This is a genomic window from Streptomyces hilarionis, from assembly GCF_024539675.1.
GTDB classification, from domain to species: Bacteria; Actinomycetota; Actinomycetes; order Streptomycetales; family Streptomycetaceae; genus Streptomyces; species Streptomyces hilarionis.
The window spans coordinates 1-8,767 of the sequence record NZ_JAHHIT010000239.1 but is presented as its reverse complement, the minus strand read 5'-3'; the positions used below and the strand labels follow the sequence as shown (position 1 = coordinate 8,767).

Sequence of the window (8,767 nt, the reverse complement as noted above, 5' to 3'; positions counted from 1 at the left end):
GCGTTTCCGACTCTATCAGATCTTTTTCCGATCCGATTTCCTCGGTGCTTTCCAGGTCTTCCGCTTTTGTTTCGCGGTTTTCCTTTCCGGCGGTTCCGACTTTATCAGAAGTTCCGGGCCGGTTTGACCGGCCATTCGTTTCCGATTTATCGGGGGCCTCGATGGAATCTGCGATTCGAGAGGCCGACTAGATACTAACCGCTGCCGACCGGACTCTGTCCAGTTCCAGGCAACTGTTCGAATCTACCTCCCCACGCGCTCCGTGTCAACGGCTTTTGTGGGGCGAAGAGGAGACTAGCAGTTGAACGGGGCCGGTCGCACATCAGGCGGCCGTCGGCACCGTGGCGCTGCGCTCGGCTTCCTCGACGTCGCCTGTGGCGCCGGCGCGGGCGGCCCGGCCGCCGAGGACGTAGACGTAGGCGAGGAAGGCGAGTTCGGCGGTGACGCCGATGGTGATGCGGGCCCAGGTGGGCAGGCCGGACGGGGTGACGAAGCCTTCGATGGCTCCCGAGACGAAGAGGACCAGGGCGAGTCCGATCGCCATGCCCACTGCGGCTCTGCCTTCCTCGGCCAGGGCGTTGCGGCGGGTGCGGGGGCCCGGGTCGATCACCGTCCAGCCCAGGCGGAGGCCGGTGCCGGCCGCGACGAAGACCGCCGTGAGCTCCAGCAGGCCGTGGGGCAGGACGAGTCCGAGGAAGGTGTCCAGCCGGCCGGCGGAGGACATGAGGCCGGCGCCGATGCCGAGGTTGAGCATGTTCTGGAAGAGGATCCACAGGACCGGCAGGCCCAGGAAGACGCCCAGGACGAGGCACATCGCGGCGGCCTGGGCGTTGTTCGTCCAGACCTGGGCGGCGAACGCCGCTGCCTGGTGGCTGGAGTAGTAGGTCTCGTAGAGGCCGCCGGGCCGGGTGAGCTCCCGCAGTTCGTCGGGGGCCGCGAGGGAGGACCGGACCTCCGGGTGGGTTCCGATCCACCACCCGAGGAGGAAGGCGACGGTGGTGGAGAGCAGCGCGGTCGGCACCCACCAGTGGCGTGACCGGTAGACCGCGGCCGGGAAGCCCTGTGCGAGGAAGCGCGTCACGTCGCGCCAGGAGGCTCGACGGGTTCCCGTCACCGCGCTGCGCGCGCGTGCCACGAGCTGGGTGAGCCGGCCGGTGAGCTGGGGGTCGGGGGCGCTGGACTGGACGAGGGACAGGTGGGTGGCGGCGCGCTGGTAGAGGGTGACGAGTTCGTCGGTCTCCGCGCCGGTGAGACGGCGTCGGCGGTGCAGAAGCGCGTCGAGGCGTTCCCACTCCGCTCGGTGGGCGGAGACGAAGACGTCGAGGTCCATCGGTGTGCCTGCTCCTCGGCTGTTCTTCAGCGGCCGGTGGTGATGTCAGCTTGTCCTACTGCGGCGCGATGTGCCTTCAGCTTGGCAGACTGGCTGTTCACGGGGCGGGTGGGACGGGGAAGGGACGGCGGGCGTGAGTGAGCTGGTGACGGGTGAGGCGGTGGCACTGGAGCTGCGGCCGGCCAGATTGCCCAGCCGGGGCTTGTCCACGCTGCTGGACCTGGTCGTGGCTCTGGTGGTCTACGTCGTCGTGAGTGTCGCGTTGCTGGCGGCGACGGCTTCGCTGGACGAGGCGGCCCGGATCGCGGTGTCGATCGCCGCGTTCCTGTTGGTGCTGGTGGGCGGGCCGATCGCGGTGGAGACGCTCAGCCACGGGCGCTCGCTCGGGAAGGCGGCGTGCGGGCTGCGGGTGGTGCGGGACGACGGCGGCCCGATCCGGTTCCGGCACGCTCTGGTGCGCGGGGCCGTCGGTGTGGTGGAGATTCTGCTGACGGCCGGGGTGGTGGCCTGCATCGCCTCGCTCGTGTCGGCGCGGGGGCGCCGGCTGGGCGATGTCTTCGCCGGGACGCTGGTGGTGCGTGAGCGGATTCCGGCGGCGCGGTCCGGGTTTCTGCCGCCGCCTCCGCCCTGGCTGGCGGGGCGCTTCCAGGGGCTCGACCTGTCCGCGGTGCCGGACGGGCTGTGGCTGGCGGTGCGCCAGTACCTGGGGCGGATGAACCAGCTGGATCCGCAGGTCGGCTGGTCGATGGCGCAGCGGCTGGCGGGTGATCTCGCGGCGCGTACGGGGGTTCCGGTTCCGCAGGGGGTGCCGCCGGCCGCCTTTCTGGCGGCGGTGCTGCAAGAACGGCAGGTGAGGGAGGCGCGGCGGGTGTTCGCCGGAGGACCGTACGGTTCGCCCGGACCGTACGGGCCGCCGACTGCGTACGAACCGCCCAGGATGTACGGGGCGCCCCCTTCTCCGTTCCCGTCGCCGTCCCCGTCGTCGTCGCCGCCCGTGGCCGGGCCGCCGGTGCCGTACGGGCCGCCCGCGGTCACCGGGCCGTCCGTGCCGGGGGAGATCGCTCCGCCGCGGGAGATCGGTGATCGGCCGGAGGGGGCCGGGACCGGGTTCGCGCCGCCCGCGTAGACCTGCCCGTCGGGAGGCCCGGCTGGACGGTGGTCCGCTGTGCGGCGGTCGGCTGTGCGGAGGCCGGGTCAGGTGAACGTGGAGGGGGGTGTCTCCAGGTCTTCCAGCTCGATTCCGGGGGCCGCGAGGACGACGTCGCCGGCGATGTGCACGGTGTGCTGTTCGCCGGTGTCCAGGGCTGTGACCTGGTAGGCGTCCACGGTCAGGGGGCCGTTGTCAGTGGCGTGTGCTTCTCTTTCCAGCAAGGCCCAGGACTGGTCCACGGTGCGTGGGGCGAGGACCGGGTCGGTGAACGCCACGAGGCGTACGCGGGTGGCCGAGGAGGAGGGGGTGAGACGCAGGAGCCGGGTGGTCGCGACGAGGAAGGCGGGGGATGTGCCGGTGAAGGCGTGGGCGGGGACGTTGCCTTCGGTGGCCTCGGCGCCGGTGGGGTCGGTGCGGACCCAGGTGACGCCGTCCAGGGCGGCGCCGCGTACCTGCCAGCTGCTCGCGTGGAGTTCGAGGCGCAGGGGGCGGCCCAGGTCGTCGAGGGTGAGGTCGACGGAACCGGTGTGCTCGCCGGTGGGGGCGGTCAGCTGGGAGACGTAGCGCCAGCCGGAGGGGCCGGGGGCGCAGTGGAAGTGCTCGTGGGCGAAGGGGGTGTGATCGTGCGGATCATGGAGCGAATAGCGGCCGCGGGGCATCGGGGTCCTGGGGTGTGACGGGCCGGCTGGTCCGGTTCGTGCCGTCGTCTCGGCGGGCGGGTCGGGTGGGCCGGCGGCCGGTTCCGGCCGTGGGCCGAAGGGGCAGGCCCCCGTCACGGGGGTGCGGGGGCCTGCCTCGGAGGACCTGTGAGGGCCCGGTGCCGAGGGGCGCGTCAGCGCGCGGACGCGCCCGTCGGCGAGTGGGGTGCGGACTCAGTAGCGGTACTGCTCCGACTTGTAGGGTCCGTCGACCTCGACGCCGATGTAGGCGGCCTGCTCCGGGCGCAGGGTGGTCAGCTTGACGCCGAGGGCGTCGAGGTGGAGGCGCGCGACCTTCTCGTCCAGATGCTTGGGCAGGGTGTAGACGCCGGTCGGGTACTCGTCGGGCTTGGTGAACAGCTCGATCTGGGCCAGGGTCTGGTCCGCGAAGGAGTTGGACATCACGAACGACGGGTGGCCGGTGGCGTTGCCCAGGTTCAGCAGGCGGCCCTCCGACAGCACGATGAGCACCTTGCCGTCGGGGAACGTCCAGGTGTGGACCTGCGGCTTGACCTCGTCCTTGACGATGCCGGAGATCTTCGCGAGGCCGGCCATGTCGATCTCGTTGTCGAAGTGGCCGATGTTGCCCACGATGGCCTGGTGCTTCATCTTGGCCATGTCCGAGGCCATGATGATGTCCTTGTTGCCGGTCGTGGTGATGAAGATGTCGGCCTTGTCGATGACCTCGTCGAGGGTCGTGACCTGGTAGCCGTCCATCGCCGCCTGCAGGGCGCAGATCGGGTCGATCTCGGTGACGATGACGCGGGCGCCCTGGCCGCGCAGCGACTCGGCGCAGCCCTTGCCGACGTCGCCGTAGCCGCAGACGACGGCGGTCTTGCCGCCGATGAGGACGTCGGTGGCGCGGTTGATGCCGTCGATCAGCGAGTGGCGGCAGCCGTACTTGTTGTCGAACTTCGACTTCGTCACCGCGTCGTTGACGTTGATGGCGGGGAAGAGGAGGACGCCGTCGCGCTGCATCTCGTACAGGCGGTGCACGCCCGTCGTGGTCTCCTCGGTCACGCCGCGGATCTCCGAGGCGAGCTGGGTCCACTTCTGGGAGCCGTCGGTGATGGTGCGGTTGAGGAGTTCGAGGATGACGCGGTGCTCGTCGTTCTCGGCGGTGTCGACCGAGGGGACCTTGCCGTCCTTCTCGTACTCCACGCCCTTGTGGACCAGGAGCGTGGCGTCGCCGCCGTCGTCGAGGATCATGTTGGGGCCGCCGGTGGGGCTGTCCGGCCAGGTCAGCGCCTGCTCGGTGCACCACCAGTACTCCTCCAGCGTCTCGCCCTTCCAGGCGAAGACGGGCACGCCCTGCGGGTCGTCCGCCGTGCCGTCGGGGCCCACGGCGATCGCGGCCGCGGCGTGGTCCTGGGTGGAGAAGATGTTGCAGGAGGCCCAGCGGACGCGGGCGCCCAGCGCGACCAGCGTCTCGATGAGGACGGCGGTCTGCACGGTCATGTGGAGGGAGCCGGTGACGCGGGCGCCGGCCAGCGGCTGCGCCTCGGCGTACTCCCGGCGGATCGCCATCAGGCCCGGCATCTCGTGCTCGGCGAGGGTGATCTCCTTGCGGCCGAAGGCGGCCAGGGAGAGATCGGCGACCTTGAAGTCCTGTCGGCTGTCGACAGTCGTCATGGTGAGCTGCTCCTAGGGGGTCGGATCGAGGGTGGGACACGGCTGGTCTGCGCGTCGGCGGACACAGGGGTACCCCGAGGGGCACAGGCATGCCTGCGTACGCGCAGCGCAGTCCGTCGGAGGCCCTCTCTCCCTCGGACGGTCCGCTGGGACCGCCCGACCGCCATCAGCAGCGACGTCTGGCTCCGTTCCAAGCTACACCGCCGACGCGGGCCGCCCCAGTCCGCGTCCGGCCGGATCGGGCGGTCGCCGGGCGGCCGGGAACGGCGACAGGGCCGGCCGGCGGTGTGCGGCGGGCCCTGTCGGGTGGTGCGGGGAGGGCCGGGCTCAGTGCTCGGCGGGGTGCTGGTCGGGGCCGCCCGGGGTGGCCTCGCGGTCGGGGCCCTTGGCGGCCTCGGCCTCGCTGTAGATGTCCGGTTCGAGGTAGATCACGCGGGCGATGGGGACGGCTTCGCGGATGCGGGCCTCGGCGGCGTCGATGGCGGTGGCGACCTGGGCCGCGCTGTCGTCGTGCTGGACGGCGATCTTGGCGGCGACCAGGAGTTCCTCGGGGCCGAGGTGGAGGGTGCGCATGTGGATGAGGCCGGTGACGGTGTGTCCGTCGACGACGGCGGCCTCGATCTTCCGCACGTCGTCCAGGCCGGCGGACTCGCCGAGGAGCAGGGACTTGGTCTCGCCGGCGAGGACGAGGGCGATCAGGACGAGGAGGACGCCGATGCAGACGGTGCCGATGCCGTCCCAGACGCCGTCGCCGGTGAGGAGGGCCAGGCCGACGCCGCCGAGGGCGAGGACGAGGCCGATCAGAGCGCCGAAGTCCTCCAGGAGGACGACGGGCAGTTCGGGGGCCTTGGCGCGGCGGATGAACTGCGACCAGGAGAGCTTGCCGCGCAGCTCGTTGGATTCCTTGATCGCGGTGCGGAAGGAGAAGCCCTCGGCGATGATCGCGAAGACGAGCACGCCGACCGGCCAGTACCAGTGCTCGATCTCGTGCGGGTGTCTGATCTTCTCGTAGCCCTCGTAGATGGCGAACATGCCGCCGACGGAGAAGAGGACGATGGAGACGAGGAAGGCGTAGATGTAGCGCTCGCGGCCGTAGCCGAAGGGGTGCTGGGGGGTCGCCTCGCGCTGGGCCTTCTTGCCTCCGATGAGGAGGAGGGCCTGGTTCCCGGAGTCGGCGAGGGAGTGCACGCCTTCGGCGAGCATGGACGACGAGCCGCTGAACGCGAACGCCACGAACTTGGATGCCGCGATCGCGAGGTTGGCGCCGAGTGCCGCCACGATCGCCCTACTGCCGCCTGACGCGCTCATGTGTTCGCGTTGTCCCTTCGCCTTCGTGCCTGCGGTTCGCCGTGCAGGCCTTTGCCCGCCCTTTGCCGGTGGGCCATTCTTGCAGCCCGTTCCGGCGACGGCTGTTCAGGTATCCACAAGCGCGGTCAGACAATCACCGTGGCGCGGAAGAGGGTGCCGGCGCCGGACGCTTCGGTCTTGTCGGAGGCGGGCACGAACACGGACCGGCCGGGGGTGAGCCGGTGTTCGCCGACCTGTACGGTCCCGGCGGTGCAGAGCAGGATCTGCGGGGTGTCGCGGGTGAGGTCGTGGGTGGCGCCGCCCTGCGGGAGGACGTGGCGGGAGAGGCGGAACTCGTCGATGGGGGTGTCGTAGAGCTCTTCGCCGTCGGGTGCGGCCTCGGGGCGCAGGATGCCGGGGTCGCCGGGTTCGAAGCGGACGACGCGCAGCAGTTCGGGGACGTCGACGTGTTTGGGGGTGAGGCCGCAGCGCAGCACGTTGTCGGAGTTGGCCATGATCTCGACGCCGAGGCCGTTGAGGTAGGCGTGCGGGATGCCCGCGCCGAGGAAGAGGGCTTCGCCGGGCTGGAGCCGGACGTGGTTGAGCAGCATGGCGGCGAGGACGCCGGGGTCGCCGGGGTAGTGGTGGGCGATGTCGGCGTAGGGGGCGTGGTCGCCGCCCAGGCGGTCGCAGGCGGCGGCCGCCTCGGCGACGGTGTGGGCGGTCTCCTCGCGGTCGGCGGTGAGGATGGCCGTGAGGACCTCGCGCAGGGCGGCGTCCTCGGGGTGGGCGCGCAGGAGGTCGACGTACGGCTTGAGGGAGTCGACGCCGAGGCCGTCGAGGAGGTCGGCGGTCTGTGCGGGGGGACGGAAGCCGCAGAGGCCGTCGAACTCGGTGAGGGCGCAGATGAGTTCGGGTTTGTGGTTGGCGTCCTTGTAGTTGCGGTGGGGGGCGTCGAGGGGGATGCCGCGGTGCTCCTCGTCCGCGAAGCCCTGCTCGGCCTGGGTGAGGTCGGGGTGGACCTGGAGGGAGAGGGGGGCGCCGGCGGCGAGGAGTTTGAGGAGGAAGGGGAGGCGGGGGCCGAACCTGGCGACGGTGCGGGCGCCGAGTTCGCGGTCCGGGTCGGCGGCGATCACCTCGGCGAGGGTGCCCCGGCCGGTGCGCGAGGGTGCGCCCGGGTGGGCGCCCATCCACATCTCGGCCTGCGGTTCGCCGGTCGGCCGGGTGCCGAGCAGGTGCGGGATCGCGGTGGGGGATCCCCAGGCGTAGGGGCGGATCGTGTTGTCGAGGCGGTCCATGCGGTTCTCTCTGCCTGTCCTGGGTGTCGCTGCCTGCTGGGGGCTGCCTGCCTTGGGTGTCGCCGCCTGTCCTCGGCGGCTCGGTCGTGGGGCGTCCGGTCGAGTCGGCGGACGGCCGGGACGGGCAGCCGGGGGGGCGGACTGTCGGGGTGGGTCAGGATCCGGAGGCGAGCGCCAGGTAGACGGCGGCGAAGTCCGTGGTGGCGATCAGCTCGGCGAGGGTGACGAGTTCGTCGCCCTCCTCGGGTTCGAGTTCGCTGATCGGCGTGTCGTGGCCGAGGGCCAGGTCGCGGGCGGCGGGGGCGGCGGTGAGGCCGCCGATGGGCCGGTCGCGCAGCAGCACCACGCGCGCGTGCAGGGCGGGTGCTTCTTCGACGCGGTCGCGGAAGAAGTCGTCCGGGTCGGCGCTGGCGGCGAGGGGGCCCGCGAGGAGGGCGCTGTGTTCGGCGAGGGCCTCGGGGAGTTCGGCGACGAGGGCGGGGCGGCCCGCGAGTTCGGCGAGGGCGGCGGCGAACCGGCGGCCGGCGGGGCCGGCGGAGGTGCCCTCGGTCCAGATCACGGGGAGGGTGTCGGCGAGTTCGCCGGCCAGGGTCTTGGCCGGGTTGCTGTAGGTCGCGACGGCGGGGCCGCAGCGTTCGGCGACCTGGTCGAGCCGGTCGGCGACCGCCTCCAGCGCCTCGGGTGGCGCGGAGAGCAGGGAGATGCGGTCCAGGAGGGCGAGCAGGGGCGTCAGGAGGGCCCACAGGACGCCGGGGGCGGAGGCGGCGACGGGGGCCGGTTCGTCCTGCTCGTAGGGCGCGACGGCCATGGGGACGAAGAGGCTGTGGCCCGTGGTGGCCGTCTCGGCGACGGGGGTGTTCGCGGGGGCGACGGCGACGACGGTGCAGCCGCGCCGGTAGGCCTGCTCGGCGAGGAGGGCGAGGCCGGGTTCGCCGCCGTCCGGGGTGGCGATCAGCAGGAGGTCGACGGAGCCGGCCCAGCCCGGGAGTTCCCAGCGCAGCGCGCCCGCTGCGGGGGCGACGCCGGTGGGCGACAGGCGGACGACGGGGCAGGCGGCGCCGGCGAGGGTGCCGAGGAGGTCGGCGACGGTGACGGCGGCGGCGCCGGGGCCAGCGATGAGGACGGCGCGGGGGCGGCCGTCCGGTTCGAGGGCGCGGACGCCGACCTCGGTCGCGTAGCGGGCGGCGGTGCGGACGCGGGCGCCGGCCTCGGCGGCGCCGCGCAGGAGCGCCCGGTGGTCGGCCGCGGCGAGGGCCTGCGGCGTGTCGAGCAGCGAGTCGTCGAGCATGGCGGCAGTCTCCGATCGCCCGGGGGCGTCGTCGGTGTGCGGGGCCGGGGGTGGGGCGCGTGGCGGGGAGGCGGCGGGGTGCGG

7 protein-coding genes are annotated in these 8,767 nt (G+C 72.3%); 1 reads left to right on the top strand and 6 read right to left on the bottom strand.

Going from position 1 to position 8,767, the window contains the following annotated elements:
* Nucleotides 1-322 precede the first annotated feature (322 nt).
* Nucleotides 323-1,330 carry a stage II sporulation protein M gene (locus KMS84_RS36295; protein ID WP_256920801.1) on the bottom strand — a complete coding sequence of 336 codons (1,008 nt, stop codon included), beginning with the start codon at nt 1,328-1,330 and terminating at the stop codon, nt 323-325.
* A gap of 133 nt (nt 1,331-1,463) precedes the next feature.
* Between KMS84_RS36295 and KMS84_RS36290 the strand changes: the two genes are divergently transcribed.
* Nucleotides 1,464-2,456, top strand: coding sequence for an RDD family protein (locus tag KMS84_RS36290; protein WP_256920800.1), 993 nt, complete (start codon nt 1,464-1,466; stop codon nt 2,454-2,456).
* A 68-nt stretch (nt 2,457-2,524) separates the two neighbouring features.
* On the opposite strand, the gene KMS84_RS36285 is transcribed toward KMS84_RS36290, so the two are convergent.
* From KMS84_RS36285 to KMS84_RS36265, 5 genes are all read right to left on the bottom strand, one after another.
* Nucleotides 2,525-3,139 (bottom strand): hypothetical protein, encoded by a 615-nt coding sequence (locus tag KMS84_RS36285; protein WP_256920799.1) that lies wholly within the window; start codon nt 3,137-3,139, stop codon nt 2,525-2,527.
* A gap of 213 nt (nt 3,140-3,352) precedes the next feature.
* Complete coding sequence (gene ahcY, locus KMS84_RS36280) at nt 3,353-4,810, bottom strand: adenosylhomocysteinase (RefSeq protein ID WP_256920798.1); 1,458 nt, start codon at nt 4,808-4,810, stop codon at nt 3,353-3,355.
* A 327-nt stretch (nt 4,811-5,137) separates the two neighbouring features.
* The gene (locus KMS84_RS36275; protein WP_256920797.1) at nt 5,138-6,118 is read right to left on the bottom strand and encodes a cation diffusion facilitator family transporter; all 981 of its coding nucleotides are present in this window, start codon (nt 6,116-6,118) and stop codon (nt 5,138-5,140) included.
* 125 nt (nt 6,119-6,243) lie between these two features.
* Nucleotides 6,244-7,395 (bottom strand): mannose-6-phosphate isomerase, class I, encoded by a 1,152-nt coding sequence (gene manA, locus KMS84_RS36270; protein WP_256920796.1) that lies wholly within the window; start codon nt 7,393-7,395, stop codon nt 6,244-6,246.
* Between the two features lie 154 nt (nt 7,396-7,549).
* On the bottom strand, nt 7,550-8,683 hold the full coding sequence (locus KMS84_RS36265) for an SIS domain-containing protein (RefSeq protein WP_256920802.1): 1,134 nt from the start codon (nt 8,681-8,683) through the stop codon (nt 7,550-7,552).
* Between the last annotated feature and the right edge of the window lie 84 nt (nt 8,684-8,767).